Source organism: Lysinibacillus sp. ACHW1.5, from assembly GCF_022014815.1.
GTDB lineage: Bacteria > Bacillota > Bacilli > Bacillales_A > Planococcaceae > Lysinibacillus > Lysinibacillus capsici.
The window spans coordinates 333,226-349,142 of sequence record NZ_CP091777.1 but is presented as its reverse complement, the minus strand read 5'-3'; the positions used below and the strand labels follow the sequence as shown (position 1 = coordinate 349,142).

General features: G+C 35.6%; 15 protein-coding genes and 1 other annotated feature. Of the genes, 8 read left to right on the top strand and 7 right to left on the bottom strand.

Annotated features, from left to right (window positions below; genetic code table 11):
* Positions 1–17: 17 nt before the first annotated feature.
* The 3 genes from L6W14_RS01650 to L6W14_RS01640 all read right to left on the bottom strand — a co-directional run bounded on the left by L6W14_RS01650 (position 18) and on the right by L6W14_RS01640 (position 3,813).
* Positions 18–797, bottom strand: coding sequence for a YqhG family protein (locus L6W14_RS01650; RefSeq protein ID WP_131522480.1), 780 nt, complete (start codon positions 795–797; stop codon positions 18–20).
* Between the two features lie 17 nt (positions 798–814).
* On the bottom strand, positions 815–2,329 hold the full coding sequence (locus L6W14_RS01645; protein ID WP_048393198.1) for a DEAD/DEAH box helicase: 1,515 nt from the start codon (positions 2,327–2,329) through the stop codon (positions 815–817).
* A gap of 434 nt (positions 2,330–2,763) precedes the next feature.
* Positions 2,764–3,813, bottom strand: a complete 1,050-nt coding sequence (locus tag L6W14_RS01640) for an NAD(P)/FAD-dependent oxidoreductase (protein WP_131522479.1) — start codon at positions 3,811–3,813, stop codon at positions 2,764–2,766.
* Between the two features lie 295 nt (positions 3,814–4,108).
* Between L6W14_RS01640 and L6W14_RS01635 the strand changes: the two genes are divergently transcribed.
* From L6W14_RS01635 to L6W14_RS01620, 4 genes are all read left to right on the top strand, one after another.
* Complete coding sequence (locus L6W14_RS01635) at positions 4,109–4,687, top strand: dienelactone hydrolase family protein (protein WP_131522478.1); 579 nt, start codon at positions 4,109–4,111, stop codon at positions 4,685–4,687.
* Positions 4,688–4,698: 11 nt separating this feature from the next.
* Entirely contained in the window at positions 4,699–5,655 is a 957-nt protein-coding gene (locus L6W14_RS01630; protein WP_131522477.1) for a LytTR family transcriptional regulator DNA-binding domain-containing protein, read from the top strand.
* 146 nt (positions 5,656–5,801) lie between these two features.
* Positions 5,802–6,650 carry an ABC transporter ATP-binding protein gene (locus L6W14_RS01625; protein ID WP_131522476.1) on the top strand — a complete coding sequence of 283 codons (849 nt, stop codon included), beginning with the start codon at positions 5,802–5,804 and terminating at the stop codon, positions 6,648–6,650.
* Positions 6,647–7,354: an ABC transporter permease gene (locus tag L6W14_RS01620; RefSeq protein WP_131522475.1), complete on the top strand. Its 708-nt coding sequence runs from the start codon at positions 6,647–6,649 to the stop codon at positions 7,352–7,354. The genes L6W14_RS01625 and L6W14_RS01620 overlap by 4 nt, the downstream gene beginning before the upstream one ends.
* Here the strand turns inward: L6W14_RS01620 and L6W14_RS01615 are convergent.
* The gene (locus L6W14_RS01615; RefSeq protein WP_131522474.1) at positions 7,351–8,523 is read right to left on the bottom strand and encodes an L-aspartate--L-methionine ligase LdmS; all 1,173 of its coding nucleotides are present in this window, start codon (positions 8,521–8,523) and stop codon (positions 7,351–7,353) included. The genes L6W14_RS01620 and L6W14_RS01615 overlap by 4 nt on opposite strands.
* A gap of 118 nt (positions 8,524–8,641) precedes the next feature.
* Positions 8,642–9,226 carry a GNAT family N-acetyltransferase gene (locus L6W14_RS01610; RefSeq protein ID WP_131522473.1) on the bottom strand — a complete coding sequence of 195 codons (585 nt, stop codon included), beginning with the start codon at positions 9,224–9,226 and terminating at the stop codon, positions 8,642–8,644.
* Positions 9,227–9,326: 100 nt separating this feature from the next.
* Between L6W14_RS01610 and L6W14_RS01605 the strand changes: the two genes are divergently transcribed.
* Positions 9,327–10,688, top strand: coding sequence for a MocR-like pyridoxine biosynthesis transcription factor PdxR (locus L6W14_RS01605; protein WP_131522472.1), 1,362 nt, complete (start codon positions 9,327–9,329; stop codon positions 10,686–10,688).
* Between the two features lie 105 nt (positions 10,689–10,793).
* On the top strand, positions 10,794–11,600 hold the full coding sequence (locus L6W14_RS01600) for an EcsC family protein (RefSeq protein ID WP_131522471.1): 807 nt from the start codon (positions 10,794–10,796) through the stop codon (positions 11,598–11,600).
* A 48-nt stretch (positions 11,601–11,648) separates the two neighbouring features.
* Here the strand turns inward: L6W14_RS01600 and L6W14_RS01595 are convergent, their stop codons facing one another.
* Complete coding sequence (locus tag L6W14_RS01595) at positions 11,649–12,617, bottom strand: quinone oxidoreductase family protein (protein ID WP_131522470.1); 969 nt, start codon at positions 12,615–12,617, stop codon at positions 11,649–11,651.
* 64 nt (positions 12,618–12,681) lie between these two features.
* Here L6W14_RS01595 and L6W14_RS01590 point away from each other — a divergent pair, with 64 nt between their 5' ends.
* Positions 12,682–13,305 carry a hypothetical protein gene (locus L6W14_RS01590; RefSeq protein ID WP_131522469.1) on the top strand — a complete coding sequence of 208 codons (624 nt, stop codon included), beginning with the start codon at positions 12,682–12,684 and terminating at the stop codon, positions 13,303–13,305.
* 52 nt (positions 13,306–13,357) lie between these two features.
* Positions 13,358–13,622: a binding site (T-box leader), on the top strand.
* Positions 13,623–13,688: 66 nt separating this feature from the next.
* Positions 13,689–14,933: an MFS transporter gene (locus L6W14_RS01585; protein WP_131522468.1), complete on the top strand. Its 1,245-nt coding sequence runs from the start codon at positions 13,689–13,691 to the stop codon at positions 14,931–14,933.
* Between the two features lie 80 nt (positions 14,934–15,013).
* On the opposite strand, the gene L6W14_RS01580 is transcribed toward L6W14_RS01585, so the two are convergent.
* Positions 15,014–15,742, bottom strand: coding sequence for an IclR family transcriptional regulator (locus L6W14_RS01580; RefSeq protein ID WP_237899158.1), 729 nt, complete (start codon positions 15,740–15,742; stop codon positions 15,014–15,016).
* Positions 15,743–15,917: the final 175 nt, after the last annotated feature.

Below are 15,917 nucleotides of genomic sequence, written 5' to 3'. Positions count from 1 at the left end.
GTCAGACAGCTCCTCATTTAAAAGAGATAAAATAATCCCCCATTAATGACTTCTATTTTAATTTTTGCTTCATATTGCTCCTCTAATGCTTTTCTTTCAATTTCATAACACTCTGGTTTATCATCTATATCCTCATAAAAATAATCTAATACACGTTGATCACGTTGCCATCGTTTTTGTGCTTCCGTTGCCCAGGAATGGTCATCCTGCTCAATAATTGACTCAATTGTAGCTTTCAATCTTTCCAGTGCTCTGGCAGGCTTAATAATATATTGCACATGAAATACATTTTCTTCAGGTTCTATGTTAAAGTCCGAAGAACAAATCCTTTCATGAAAACCCTCCTTGATGACGCCCGTCAATAAATTAATGCCAAATGAGTAAAGCATTTCTTTTGTACGATCACAGCAATACGAAACTTTAAAGTTAACACCTAACCAGGGCGTTAAAATAACCTGCCCCATCTCACGATCCACTTTTTCAAACAACTGAACATAAGCTCCTAGTTCCCTTGTAGCTAAAAATATCTGATTTAAACGTGGAGAGCCGTAATGAATAGCTTCTCCAAATAAATTACCAGCCATTGCTGTTTGATTTGTAATAAAGGTTACTTGCGCTGGGTTTGGTTCACTATTCGTTGCTTCAACATATTGCCAATAAAATGGCCTATTCATAATTCTTTTATCGATGTCTATCGTTAATTGAACGGTTAGATAATGATTCTCTTCTCCTATAATTGCACAGTTATTCTCCATAAAAAATTCCTTTAAATAGTGGTGAACTTGCTGTGGATACATAGCTGCACCTCCCTACCTTATACAGATTCTTTAAAGTTTGTTAATATGGCATCTAAATCGCCAACCACCTTCTCAAACACATCAATTTTTGTATGAAGCAATTCCAAGATTTTCTCTTCAATTGTATGTTCAATGGCGAGATTATAAATATGGACATCATGCTCCTGCCCCAAACGATGGACACGACCAATACGTTGCTCTAGCTTCATTGGATTCCAAGGTAGATCATAGTTGATCACATGATGACAAAATTGAAGGTTTATCCCCTCTCCTCCTGCCTCAGTAGCGATGAGCACCTGGGCTCTTTCTTTAAATAGGTGCTTCATATAATCTCGTTTACTTTTATTAAATTTACCATTAAACAACACACTTGATATGCCATTAGAATGTAAGTACCATTGCAAATAAATTTGCGTAGCACGATATTCTGTAAAAATAATAACCTTGTCATTTGCTTGTTTAACAATTTCCAATGTCTTTTCCGCCTTTGAATTCACTTCCAAGGTCATTAATTTAGTAATAATCGCTTCAATTTCTTGTGGTTGTACATGATCATCTAGCATATTCGTTAATGTTAATGCCGTAGCTTCCTTGCTACTACACATTTCTTTTTGCAAGGTAATTAATGAAAATGACCCTGTGTTTTGAAGGTTGCCAAGCATTTCGTAAACTTCTCTTTCTTCGTCCGTAAATGTAATCGGTACAATTTGAACACGACGATTTGTCCAATCAATCCCCGTATCTTCCCTACGATTTCTTACCATTACCTGATTAACCAACTCTTTTAAATAATCATCATGTTCTAAATCATGCTTGCTAGCAGAGAAAGCCGATTGGAAGGCATCATAGTTACCAAGATGCCCAGGCTTTAATAAGGAGATTAAATAATACAATTCAAAGATATCATTTTGAATAGGTGTGGCAGTTAATAATAAGCAGAATTTTTTCTTTAAGCCTTGTACAAACTCGTAAATTTGTGTTTTATTATTTTTTAATTTATGTGCCTCATCAATAATTATCATGTCATAATCCTGCTCATAAATGCGCTCTCTATGTGGACTCTTTTTTGCCGTATCCATACTCATAATGAGGACATCATAGCGCTCTATCGGGCAATTTTTTTTATATGCGACGGCAGGAATATGAAATTTTATATTTAACTCTTCAATCCACTGATTAATTAAAGAAGCAGGTGCTAAAATTAAAGCTCTTTTCACAAGCCCTCGAATAAGGTATTCCTTTAAGATTAAGCCCGCTTCAATTGTTTTACCTAGCCCCACCTCATCAGCTAAAATAGCTTTCCCATTCATACGTTCAATCACTGTTTCGGCTGCTTCTAACTGGTGTTTCAAAGGTTGTAAATTAGGTAAATACTTTGTAGCCTGCAATCCTGTAAAATCAGGAATTAGTTTCATTTTCACAATATCATAGTTCATCTTGTACAATGTCCAGCTATCCCATTTTTCAAGATGATTTAATCGATCGATAAAGCCCTCTTCCCACTCGGACGACCTTTCTATTTTCATGATCATCACCCCATGTCATTTTTTCTAGTTTAGGGTGTCCCAAAAAGGAAAAGCTATGTTCTTTCTAGATGAAAAACACCTAATGAAAGTTATTTTTTCATTAGGTATTTGTTAATTCATCTATTTACGGAATTGTCTTGGAGATTTTTCAGCAAATTCTTTAATGATAAATGAAAGTTTGTCAGGTACATTTTAGATTTTTAAATACAACACATCCGCGAGATAAGTATTTGTCGAACACTCATTTTTTTCTCAAATAGATAGGTTCTTTATTAAAATGTTTCGCGATATCCATGACAATCATATTCTTTGTATAGTTTTCTTAAATATACTCTATAATCAGCGTTATATTGATAGTCCACCAGAAGTATTTCCTCTAAAATATACATCAAGACAAAAAGAAAGGAACACCAACGATATATTAGTGCTCCTAAAGTCGATTATTTTAAACTTTCCTGTAATAGCTTACGATTACGATGTTTGAAAATGTCATTATGTGAGGAAACAATACCTCCCTCAGAAGCATCAGGTTGAATATACTTCTTCGCACTATTCACTGCATGAAGTGCATCATGAAAGGCTGCTGCAATTAAATGAATTTTACCATCATGGCTCAAAATATCACCCGCAGCATAAAGGCCTGGGATCGATGATTCACTATTAATCGTACCAGCGATAAAATAATCATTTTTGCGCTCAATGGCTAATGGACTATTATCTAACAATTCTTTATCACGCACATACCCATGACTAATAACAACTTCATCAATAGGAATTTCTGTTACAGTCCCAGTTTCATGATTTGTTAAAGCAATAGCTTTAATCATTCCTGCTTGATCGTCTGCAATCAGCCTAGTAATTTCAGAATTGAAATGGCATTCGATCGAACTATTTGCAAGCTCTGTAATTTGAGCCTCATGTGCAGACAATGTATCTTTTCGATAAGTTAAATAGACCTTGGATGCTACCTCCGTTAATTCTAATGCCCAGTCTACCGCTGTGTTACCACCACCAGAAATAATAACTGCCTTATCTTTAAATTTTTCATAGGATTTAATTGTGTAATTTAAATTAGATACTTCAAAGCGTTCAGCCCCCTCAATTTCAATTTTTTGAGGATTTAGGATGCCACCACCAATAGCAACGATAACTGTTTTGGAATAATGAATGTTCCCTGACTCTGCTGCGATGACAAATATACCATCTTCATTTTTAGCAATGGTCAGCACTTTTTCATTTGTATAAATAGAAGGATTAAAGGTTAAGGCTTGCTCAACTAATTGTTTAATAAGTAGCCCCCCTGATATAGGCGTTACACCTCCCACATCCCAAATCATTTTCTCTGGATAAACATGAATTTTACCGCCTAGCTGTGGTTGTGATTCAATTAGCTTGGTTTTCATTTCACGTAAACCACAATAAAAGCTTGAATATAAACCCGCTGGCCCACCACCAATAATGGTTACATCATACAATTCTTGTTCTAACAATTCCTAACACACCTTTCATTTGGTCATTACTATCTCAACAATTGGACTAGCTCAACTGCATACAGCTCAATCGTAAATGTCTAAATGTAAATATTGCTTTGGAAAATCCTCCTTAATCCCATTATACGATAATGATAATCATTATCAAATAAAATTATAACAAATCATGATATTAAATTTATGTATTTGTCCATAAAAATTTTCATCATTATGCTTTTGCACTATTCATTCTAAAAGCAGATTATACGTTTTACTTACTTTTTGATACACTATTGGAAAAAAGATCGAGGGCACAATGAAAAGAAAAATTTTTATATTACATGAAATCTATGGAGTTAATCCTTTTATTGAAGAACAAATACAAATATACAGTGATGAGGACACTGCCGTTTCCCTTATTTCACTTTATCCAAAAGGGCTTTCATTTCCATATGACCAGGAAAAACAAGCCTATGACTTTTTCTTACAGACAGTTGGCTTTGATGCTCCTCTTGAGTTGCTTTCACCAAAAATATTGGAGGCTTGTGATAACTACAACGAGGTAATATTAATTGGATATAGTGTAGGTGCAACTTTAGCCTGGAGATTAACTACACTCCCCCTACACCGTGTCATTTGTGTATATGGCTCACGGATCCGCCAATACCTTGATAACATTCCATCTTGTCCAACTTTGGTTGTCTTACCTAGCCATGAAGATAGCTTTGATATTCAATCATTGAAGGATACTCTTGTAAGCATACCGAATGTTCAAATCAAACAATTTCAAGGCTTACATGGCTTTATGGATGCCTCTAACTCAAACTACTGTCAGTTGAGCCACTCGCAAGCACTCAACGATATTCAATACTTTTTACAAGCTAGCAAGCTATAGGAGGAATAAACATGGAACAAAATATTGATATTCAGGTTGATCCATATATTGAAGCAGGTAATGTTATTTATCCAAGCTTCCATCTTTCTCTACAACCTGGCACGATTATAGGCATCTATACAGATGTTTCCAAAATACATACATTAATGCAATGGTTTATGAAACGAGATGATACGTGTACTTCTTTTCGTGAAAGCTCGTTATATGAGCGACTCACAGCGCGCGAGTATATCCAGTTCATTTTAAAGCTTTTTAACCGCCCAACTAATGAAACAGAGAACATATTGAAGCTTTTTAAACTTACTGAACAAAAAAACAATAGAATTAGTAAGCTTTCTAATAGTGAAAAACAGCGATTAAAACTATTGAATATGTACCTACATCCGGCATCTATTCAAATTTTAGAAGAACCGTTTCAAAATATAGATGAATTTTCAAAGCAAACTATCCAACAGTTACTAAAAAATCTCGCAAAAGAGCATAAAATTATCATTTTGTTATCAAATAATCTAGAAGACTTAATGGTTGCAAGTACAACTATACATCGATTAGATGGGGCAGACTTACATCCTTTAGACGTAAAAGAGGGTAGCCTTGAGCAAGCTCCAAAGCCTCTTGAAGATGCACCCATTCGACTAGATAAAATCCCAACAAAGAAAAATGAAAAGATTATTTTATTTAATCCACCCGAAATTGATTATATTGAAAGTGTTGAAGGAGAAGTATCTATTTATGTAGCAGGTGAAGCTTATCCATGTACTCTATCGCTAAATGAGTTAGAGCAAAAATTGACACCATTCGGCTTTTTTAGAAGCCATCGTTCTTATATTGTGAACCTACAAAAGGTTCGAGAGATTATTACTTGGACACGCAATAGCTATAGCTTAGCACTCAACAGTACAGAAAAGACAGTTGTTCCACTGTCGAAAAATAAATTGGCAACTTTAAAGGAAATACTCGGAATTTAGTAGATTTCCCAGGAAATAATCGACTCCTGTCACCTTCAATAATGTTCTTCCCATGCTTTTTTTTCTGCCATTCACCCCATTTTTACTGTACCCCTTTTACTTGTTGTTTATAGTGTAGACATCAACAACAAACAGGAGGTTTATACATGAATGCAGTGATTGAAGTACAAAACTTGAAAAAAACATTTAATAATGAAACAGCATTACAGGATGTTTCCTTTACCATTAAAAAAGGGGAAATATTCGGCTTTCTTGGCCCAAGTGGTTCTGGTAAAACTACTACAATTAAAATATTAACAGCACAAACAGATAAATCGGCTGGTAATGTTCTATTATTTGGGCAGCATGCATCTGAAATGAAGCAAAGTCAAAATCGTAAACGTTTTGGTATTTTAACAGATAATAGTGGCTTGTATACGAGACTATCAATTGAAGAAAATTTAATACTTTATAGTAATTTATATCAGCTATCTCAATCTGCTGTAAAAGAAGCTTTGGACTTTGTCAATTTATATGCTGAACGTAAAAAGAAGATCAGTCAGCTTTCCAAAGGAATGATTCAACGTGTTACACTTGCACGTGCCATTATGCACAAGCCCGAATTGTTATTTTTAGATGAGCCTACTTCTGCTTTGGACCCAGTAAATACACAGCATATATATAACGGCTTACGAAGATTAAATGACTTGGGTACAACGATATTTTTAACTACGCATGATATGAGCGAAGCAGAGATACTTTGTGACCGTGTAGCATTCCTTCATAGGGGAAAAATCCGAGCAATCGGCGCTCCAAAAGATCTAAAAAAAGAATTTGGCTCTGACACTATTACAGTAGAGCTTAAAAATGGTGAACAGGATATTATAGAAAATGGTTCTCAAGATGCAGAGAAGTTATTTCAATGGATGCAATCCGATCAAGTTACACGTATCTATACAAACGAGCCAACACTAGGTGATATTTTTATGCAAATAACAGGGAGTGATTTAATATGAACATTTCAATGGCACGTATTCAAGCTATATTGATGAAGGATTATAAGGAATTCTCACGTAACTATGCCGTATCATCTATGGTATTACTACCACTTATAATGGCGTTTTTATATAATCAATTAGGTGCAAATACTATTAGCATGTATTTTCTACCAATTAACATGACATTTTCCATAGTGACTACTTACGTACAATGTAGTTTAATTGCAGAAGAAAAAGAAAAAAACACGCTTCGCAGTCTTATGCTCTCCCCTGCCACACTTGGAGATATTTTAATTGGTAAAAGCCTGTTTGTTCTAATTATTACAATTGTATCTGTAACAATGGCTATTTTTCTAGTTGGCTACGAACCTGCAAACCTTTTTATCTTAGCAATTGCATTATTGCTTTCTGCTGTGTTTTATATTGCTCTAGGTACAATATGTGGTTTATTTGCTAAATCTATTATGGAAGCATCTATTATTGTGTTGCCTGTAATGGTTATCTTCTCATTTGGTCCTCTGGCCTTAGCTCTATCTTCGGCCTACCCAATCTTAAAATTAGCTGAATGGCTACCAAGCTCACAGTTATTACTTTTAGCAGAGGCGTTAGAAGGTAAGTATTCTATGGCAGATGTTCTCATTCCTATGATTACGATAATTGTATGGTCTCTTCTTTCTTGGATTTTCGCAGCAATTATCTATAAAAAAAGAATGGTCGATTAAAGACCATTCTTTTCTTCAGGTAATAATTCCTTCTCCCGTTTTTCAATTTCATCTAGCGTATCTGCATACCATACACCGACAAATCTTGAAGGGACGGACTCCTCGAAATAATCACCATCATAGAAAGATAAAGGAAATAACATACCTTTTTCTATATATTTCTTAATTGTTTGATAGAAGTGATCATTCTGTTGTGGGCTTTGTGATGAATAGGAGCTAAATTTATTGATGGGCTTTCCTAAAGCATCATGAAACATCAGCATTGAGGTTGAACCATTTTGGCGGAAATTTAAGTCTATTGCTTGAACATCACCAGCTTCCGTGACAATTAAATCAAAGCCTGCCACACCTACAAAGCCTTCCTCAACGCCACGTTCCATAATATGCTTTCCTACTTCAATTACTTTTTCGGGTACTTTATCTACAATGATATTCCCTTCGTAAATGCCGTTATCATCCGTAATTTGCTGGGAAGCTCCCAAGTATTGAATACCTAGCTCCTCTGAGTAAACAAATTGACAGCTATAGTTGTCCTTTGTCTGTAAAAGCTCCTCAATAATTATACTTTCAGTTCCCGTCATGCGAAATTGTCGTAAACCTTCCGTCAATTCATCTTTATTATGACAAATGGTAACGCCATATCCTCCCGAGGTTGGCGAATCATCACCAGGCTTTAATACTACAGGAGGCTGCCAATTTTTAATGGCATCTGAAAGTCTATACGTCTCCACATTAAGACGACTTGGCACATATTTACTATCGATTAAATGATCAATATAAGCTTTTGTATTCAACTCATTAAATTTCTCAGCATCCATCCAATAACATTGACGATCCATATGCTCCAGGTCATGTATATATTGGCATACAATGGTCTTCCCTTCCTTACACCAAGTTTGGATCTGTGAAAGATATTCCTCTTGAGTCTCATAACTATAAGGCTGTTCGACCCATGGTAATCCTGCTAATTGATGAAGCTCTTGCGCCTTTTCTGTTTGTGTTGCTCGATGTACTAGCACGGGAATATCAGCAATAGCAACTTCTCTTGAGGTTAAAGCATCTAGCTTATGAGGATCATCCATCATCCACGGATTATCACTATACGGTGTTCTTGGTGTATACACAGCATTATCACCATAAATTTGTCTTAACGTGTATTTAGGTTTCAAGTAGATTACCCTCTTTCAATTTTTCAGTACTCTACTCTACCCTCCCCTTTATTTTTTGACACTTTTTATAAGAAAAAAGGGTTTTATGGATTATTCAAATTCCTTTTTATACCTATGGCTATTCTAATGGAACTAATAGCTTTTCTAAATGCTCTTTCACCTGTGGCCATTCTTCTATTGTGATGCTATACATAACGGTATGCCTAGTCGTCCCATCCTTACGAATCATATGGTTACGCAATATTCCCTCTTTTGTAGCACCGATCCGCTCAATTGCCTTTTGAGAACGGATATTATCATGATCCGTTTTTATTTGTACACGTTGTAATTGAAGATGCTCAAATGAGTATCGTAATAGCAAATACTTACAATTAGTATTAATAGCTGTACGCCAGTATGTGGGTGTTAGCCAAGTATAGCCAATTTCTAATCGCTTATGCTTGTCATCAATATCCATAAAACGTGTAGACCCGATAATGTCCCCTGATTGTATATCCACAATCACAAATGGAAATTCTGTTTTTTCGTTTTTTGCCTTTAAGGCGTTTTCCACAAATTTATTCACATCCTCCTTTTTTTCTATCGTTATGGACATATGTGACCAAATTTCTGGATAACTTCCTGTCTCTAAAATCCCTGGTAAATCGCTTAATTCTAAAGGCTTTAGTTTAACTACTTTATTTTCTAATGTTATAAACTCCATTACACTTCACTCCTTTTTTACTTATTTAACGGTAAAATTGATATGATATATATAACCAATTACTAAAAAATCAACCATACCAGAGAAGGGAGGCAATTTTGTGGAGCTCTCCATTATATTTACAGGCAATCAAGCAAAATACATTCAGATCTATGAAGAAATAAAGCGTGCTATTATCACTAAAAAATTACTTGCTCATGAACAACTGCCTTCTAAGCGAGCTCTCGCCCTAACATTGAATGTGAGTGTGCACACCATAAAGGAAGCCTATGAGCAGTTACTTGCAGAAGGCTATATTTATAGTAAAGAGCGTTCTGGTTATTTTATTGCGCCCTTTGAATTGGATTGGCTACAGCAAGTACCCCGGCATGTATCTGTTCCAAGTATCAATATCCCTAACAATATTCAATTTGATTTTACAAATGGACATGTGGACAACGAGGCTTTTCCCTATACTGCTTGGCACAAGCTTATTAAAAAGCATTTTAATAGTAACAACTTATCAACAAGCCCTTGGGAGGGAGAGACAACTTTACGCACAGAGATTGCCCGCTATGTAGAGCGTTCTCGTGGGGTTAGCTGTGAGGCTTCACAGGTATTTATTTATAGTGGTACACAAAGCCAGCTTCAGGCTCTTTGTCATTTTCTTGGGTCTGCGACACGCGTTGGGTTAGAGGAGCCAGGATTTAAAAGAGTGTGTGCCGTTTTACAGCAATGTGGATTGTCCACAAAGGCGATTCCTGTGGACTATTCAGGGATTACACTCCCTTCAACACCAGTTCACATGTTATACACAACACCTGCTCATCAATTTCCATTAGGCATGATTATGACCATAGAAAGAAGAGTAGCATTGTTACAATGGGCTAACTCGAACGCGGCTCTTATTATTGAAGATGATTATGATTCTGAATTTCGTTATAAGGGGCTACCAATCCCTTCTTTAGCAAAAATGGATCAGCTTGAGCGTGTCATTTATTTCGGAACATTTTCGAAAACATTGCTTCCATCATTACGCATTAGTTATATGATCCTTCCAAAGTCTCTAGTTATGCCGTTTATGACTTTTCATTCTGAGCAAAAATCGGTTGTCTCCAAAGTAGACCAGCTTGTCTTAGCAGACTTTCTTGCACAAGGTCTATTCGATAAGCATTTGGCAAAAATGCGAACAATCTATCGTAAAAAGCAGCAAGCATTATTGACTGCCATCTCTACACATTTTTCTAATGAATTTCAAGTAATCGGTGAAAAATCCGGGCTTCATATAGTCATCAAGCTACCACAACATCTCTCCGAGAGTAGAGCGATCCATCTTGCTCAAGAGGTAGGGGTTCAAGTCTATCCATGCTCTACCTCCTATCAGAATGGAACAAATGAAGCAATGATCATTATTGGGTATGGTGGATTGACGCTTCAGCAAATAAAGGAAGGAATTGCACTTCTTGCGTCCGTTTGGCAATAGCATGTGATTCATTAGTTTGTTGAAATCTCATTTAAATAAAGCGAAACTTTATATATTTTTTTTCGTATTTAAAGTTAAATGGACACATAAGGGGATAAGACAATAATGGAGAATCGAGAGTTATTAGAGCAGCATTTACAAGAAATTCAAGTGTGGGAAAAAGATCAAAAAGATTTATGGTTTTGGGAGAAATTAGGAAGAATACCATTTAAATTATTAGATAAAATGACACCTACCTTTCTTCAAAATAAAATTGCTTTATTGGTAGATGAACTAGGCAATTATATTCAGTCAGGTGGAAAGTATTTAATCAATGAACAAGCCATGATACAAAAAATTCGTGACCTTTCTTCCACACAGCATATTATAACTATAGCTGATATTGGTCAGATTCCTTTAGAGGACATGATCTCCCTCAGTGACAAATTACAAAATGAACGTGTGAAATTTGCTACTGTACAAGGAGCCTCTACTGGCTTTGGTGGCATCTTTACTTTAGCCATTGATATTCCTATGATTTTAGGGACTGCACTAAAAACTTTGCAAGAAATAGCAATTATACATGGCTATGATCCGAACGATAAAATGGAACGTATTTTTATTGTGAAATGTTTACAATTTACCTCTGCTGATATTGTTGGTAAAGAAGCAATCTTACAGGAGCTTTCTACTATGAATAGCTCAAAAAAGGCTTCAGATAACATGATTTCTCAGCTTCAAGGATGGCAGGAAGTATTTTACACATATCGTGATCAGCTAGGCTGGAAAAAGCTGTTTCAAATGATCCCTATTGCAGGGATGGTTTTTGGAGCCTATGCTAATAAAGGCATGATTCAGGATGTAGCCGAAACTGGTATTATGCTTTATCGTAAAAGACGTATTTATGAAAAACTTACTGAACTAGATGGTTGATGGACAAAAGATGACACCCATATTTGGAGTGTCATCTTTTTTGTGCTTTTATATTTTAATTAGTATTTTTCCTTGATGCTGACGACTTTCCATAAATTCATGAGCCTCTTTCATTTCCTCTAGTGGGAATATTTTAGCAATTGGCACCTGAAAACTGTCTTCGTTTACTAAAGAGAAAATATCCTGTGCTACCTGTTGTAACAGTTCTGGCTTCAAAGCTCTTGTCGTACCTAAGCTAAATCCTTTTATATTGCGGCAGCTACTGTGTAAATCTGCTGTTTTTATATTTCCTGCTCTGCCTCCACTATTCCCGAATTGGACAAGAGTGCCGTAAGGGGCTAAACAAGTTAAACTCTCCTCGGTGATAGCTCCTGCAATAGAATCGTATACAATATCAACACCCCGACCCTTTGTAAGTTCATTGACATTTGTACTAAATTGATCATATGTAAGTACATGATCTGCACCAAGCTGATAAACGATTGGGGCTTTTTCTAAATTACTTACCGTACCTATAATCTGCTTAGCTCCGAGCCTTTTTACCATTTGGACAAGCATTGTCCCTACCCCACCAGAAGCAGCATGAATTAAGACAGCATCCTGCTGACCAATGGCCGCTATTTGATGTGTTAACATATACGATAAAAATAAAACTGTCGGTACAGCTGCTACCTTCTCTATTGATACACCCCTAGGAATTTTAAAAACTAGTTGTTCCTTTGCTACAACAAATTCTGCATAAGCACCGTTTTTCGGGAATGCGATAACTTGGTCACCCTTTTGAAAACCACTGTTATCATTAAAAACTTCTTCAATCACCCCTGCAACATCTAAACCAAGAACCATCGGAAAATTTGCTTTAGCTTTATTACCTGTACGGTTTTTAATATCTGCGAAGTTCACGCTTGTATAGGTTGTCCGTATTAAGACTTCACCCTCAGAAATAGTCGGTTTTGGACAATCAATAGATGTTAAAACATTAGGTGCTCCAAACTCATTGATAATAATAGCCTTCATAAATTTCTCCCCCTTTGTTATAGTACAATTATAAACTATTATTACTATAAATGGAGGAATCTTCATGAAAATCAAACCTAAGCATTCCATGTACAATGGTATATCCTATAACTTTTTTGACAGAAAAAGCGATAAAATATGTTTTATGCTCTCTGGTACGGGATATACCTATGATAAACCTGTACTTTATTATTCTACGGCATTAATGCTAGAACTTGGCTATGATGTCGTCCAAATCAATTATACATTTGAGCAACAGCAATTCGAACAGGACTCCCAAGCCATATCAAAAATGGTCTATCGTGTTGCCAACCCTATAGTAGAAAATAGCTTGCAATCAAAGCCTTATCGAGAAGTCGTTTATCTAGGAAAATCTTTAGGTACTATGCCGATTGTCGATTATTATATGCAGCAGACTCCTTCTATTCCTGCTCGTTATGTACTTTTCACCCCATTACTTTCTCTTCAACATACAATGACAAATCTATTAGACAAACATGCATTTTTGGCAATTGGTACAGCGGACCCTCACTATTCACAGGAAAAGCTAGCGCAACTTGCTACCCTTCAGCTTGCAGTTTTGGAGGACCTTAATCATTCACTTGAAATTCCTTTGAATGCTGTTTTATCCATACAGCTTTGCCAGTCGCTTATAACACAATTAAAAAGCTTTCTACAAAATAATTAGTTATTTTTTTATAGTACTATTTACCAAAATGATGTACATATGCTACACTAGCGAAAATACATTGAAGAGAAGAGTAAATAATGAAGTTCTTCCCAGAGAGCTCGGATTGCTGAAAACGAGTAAGAACGAATTATTGAAACAAGCCTCGGAGTAGCGCATTGGATTTTGTTTGAATGATGGTGCGACGGGAACTCCCGTTATAGAGTTACAGTATAAGCATAGGCTCTATGCCGTACTGAAAAGGCTATTATGGTGACATAATAGTAAACTAGGGTGGCACCACGTGAGTATATAAATTCTACAACCTCGTCCCTAAGACTAATCGTCTTGGGGGTGGGGTTTTTTATTTTGCAAATCGTCACTTTGCTTAAGGAGGAATTTATATGAGAAAAGCTTTGGAAAGTTGGCGCTATCCTGCCATCCTATTATGTAGTATTGGTGTTTCCAGTGTTGGCGAATGGATTTATTTTATCGCCTTAAATTTAATTGTGTTAAACCTCACAGAATCTGCTCTGGCTGTCTCTGGATTGTATATTGTAAGAGCGATCTCTTCCTTGTTCACTAATTTTTGGTCAGGCAGCCTAATCGATCGTTTTAATAAGAAAAAGCTAATGATTATTCTAAATATGTTTCAATCTATACTCATTGTCATACTCCCCTGCTTTTCAAGCCTCTTGTGGATGTATGTCCTTGTTTTTCTCATTACAGTAGCTAGCTCTATGTATCAGCCGACATCTATGACTTATATCACTAAGTTAATTCCTATCGAACAAAGGAAACGTTTTAATGCATTACGCAGTTTACTCGACTCTGGTGCATTTCTAACTGGGCCAGCAATCGCAGGTTTCTTGTTCACAGTCGGAACACCCTATATGGCCATATATTTAAACGCGATTGCTTTATTTCTATCAGCCTGTATAACGTTCAAAATGCCGAATATTGAAGCGCTTGAAAAATTTATTAATCACACAGAAAAAACATCTCTTTATCGCGTATTGCTTCAGGATTGGCAAATGGTCATACGCTTTAGCTTAAAAAATTCCTATGTGATGGTAGTCTATTTGTTGTTTAGTGCTATCATCATCTTGATGACAGCTACTGATTCTTTGGAGGCTGCCTTTGCAACACAAATATTAGCTTTATCCGAAGGAGAATATGGTATTTTAGTCAGTATCGCAGGGGTAGGTGTTTTAATTGGCTCGCTAACCAACTCTGTTATTGTTGAAAAAATACCAACTTCTTGGTTAATAGGTATGGGGTCTCTCGTAACAGCATTGGGCTATTTAATATTTACATCATCCTTTTCCTTTCTTATAGCCGCTTTAGGTTGCTTTGTATTATCCTTTGCTACTGCCTTTGCGAATACAGGATTTTATACATTTTATCAAAATAATATTCCTTCTGAGAGCATGGGTAGAATAGGAAGTATTTATGGATTCTTTGAAGCTCTTTTTATTATTATTTTTACTGCTATTTTTGGGATTTTTGCTGAATGGATAACCATCCGCTCAGTTGTCGTTAGCGCATCCTTTATGATGGCATTTGTAGCTGTCATTCTACTATGGCTAAATATAAAACCTTCGAAAAGCCACTATTATAAAAGGTTGATAAGTAGCAAGCAACAGTAATCTCACTTTTCATATAAAAATTAACCATCTAATGTCTACTAATTACTGACATCAGATGGTTTTTATCGTAATAAGCAATCTTATATATACCCTAATTCAAAAGATAGCTGCTGTGCAGTTTTAATAACTTCCTGTGTTATACTTTCTAATTTTCCAGCATCTGTATCATATTCAAAGCACTCTGCACTAATGGCTGCAATTATTTGTTTATTTGAATCAAATATAGGTGCTGCTATGGATACTGTCCCCTTTGTTTTTTCTCCAACGCTTATGGCAAAGCCTTTTTCTCTTACATCATTGAGGCTCTCTATCAATTTTTCTTTCTCAGGCTCCTCAAGTTGTTGGAAAAATTGTTGCTGTACATCGCTTTTAGAAAACGCAAGTAATACTTTATTTGGAGCTCCTATAGGATATGCAATTTTTTCACCAATCATATCAATAATACGGACATTTTTAGGACTATCAATTCGATCAATAATAATGGATGCAAACTGTTTAGCAATACTTAAGTAGATTGTTTCGCGCACATTATATGCAAGGTTTTCTAATAAAGGATGTGCTTTTTCTCTAATATCCGTCTCATGATACATTTTCATTCCAAGTTGGAGCCATGTATACCCTAATCGAAATTCTTTTTTATTCTCATTTCTCTCTACTAAATCAAAACTTTCTAATGTATATAATAATCTGTAAATTGTGCTAGTAGGCAAGTCTGTTTCATTAAAAATTTCTTGCACAGTAAAAAAACGCTTCGGATGCTTCGCCAGTATATTTATAACTAACATAGCTCTTTCGATTGATTGAATCATTACAATTACTCCCTTTCATTTCCCCATATGATCACTATCTTAAGGTTTTTATAGATCCATTTAGCTTTAACTAGGATCATTATGAAATTAAAATTCATGCAAATTATCAAATTTTTATGTACCTTCAATTTTTTACATGTAGCCCTGCTTTTAAATGTAGTTTCATTTTATTTTA

Bases quoted from the DNA above. Each gene is read 5' to 3' on its own strand.
- L6W14_RS01650 (WP_131522480.1), bottom strand. From the start codon at position 797: ATGTATCCACAGCAAGTTCACCACTATTTAAAGGAATTTTTTATGGAG.
- L6W14_RS01645 (WP_048393198.1), bottom strand. From the start codon at position 2,329: ATGATCATGAAAATAGAAAGGTCGTCCGAGTGGGAAGAGGGCTTTATC.
- L6W14_RS01635 (WP_131522478.1), top strand. From the start codon at position 4,109: ATGAAAAGAAAAATTTTTATATTACATGAAATCTATGGAGTTAATCCT.
- L6W14_RS01630 (WP_131522477.1), top strand. From the start codon at position 4,699: ATGGAACAAAATATTGATATTCAGGTTGATCCATATATTGAAGCAGGT.
- L6W14_RS01625 (WP_131522476.1), top strand. From the start codon at position 5,802: ATGAATGCAGTGATTGAAGTACAAAACTTGAAAAAAACATTTAATAAT.
- L6W14_RS01620 (WP_131522475.1), top strand. From the start codon at position 6,647: ATGAACATTTCAATGGCACGTATTCAAGCTATATTGATGAAGGATTAT.
- L6W14_RS01610 (WP_131522473.1), bottom strand. From the start codon at position 9,226: ATGGAGTTTATAACATTAGAAAATAAAGTAGTTAAACTAAAGCCTTTA.
- L6W14_RS01600 (WP_131522471.1), top strand. From the start codon at position 10,794: ATGGAGAATCGAGAGTTATTAGAGCAGCATTTACAAGAAATTCAAGTG.
- L6W14_RS01595 (WP_131522470.1), bottom strand. From the start codon at position 12,617: ATGAAGGCTATTATTATCAATGAGTTTGGAGCACCTAATGTTTTAACA.
- L6W14_RS01590 (WP_131522469.1), top strand. From the start codon at position 12,682: ATGAAAATCAAACCTAAGCATTCCATGTACAATGGTATATCCTATAAC.
- L6W14_RS01585 (WP_131522468.1), top strand. From the start codon at position 13,689: ATGAGAAAAGCTTTGGAAAGTTGGCGCTATCCTGCCATCCTATTATGT.
- L6W14_RS01580 (WP_237899158.1), bottom strand. From the start codon at position 15,742: ATGATTCAATCAATCGAAAGAGCTATGTTAGTTATAAATATACTGGCG.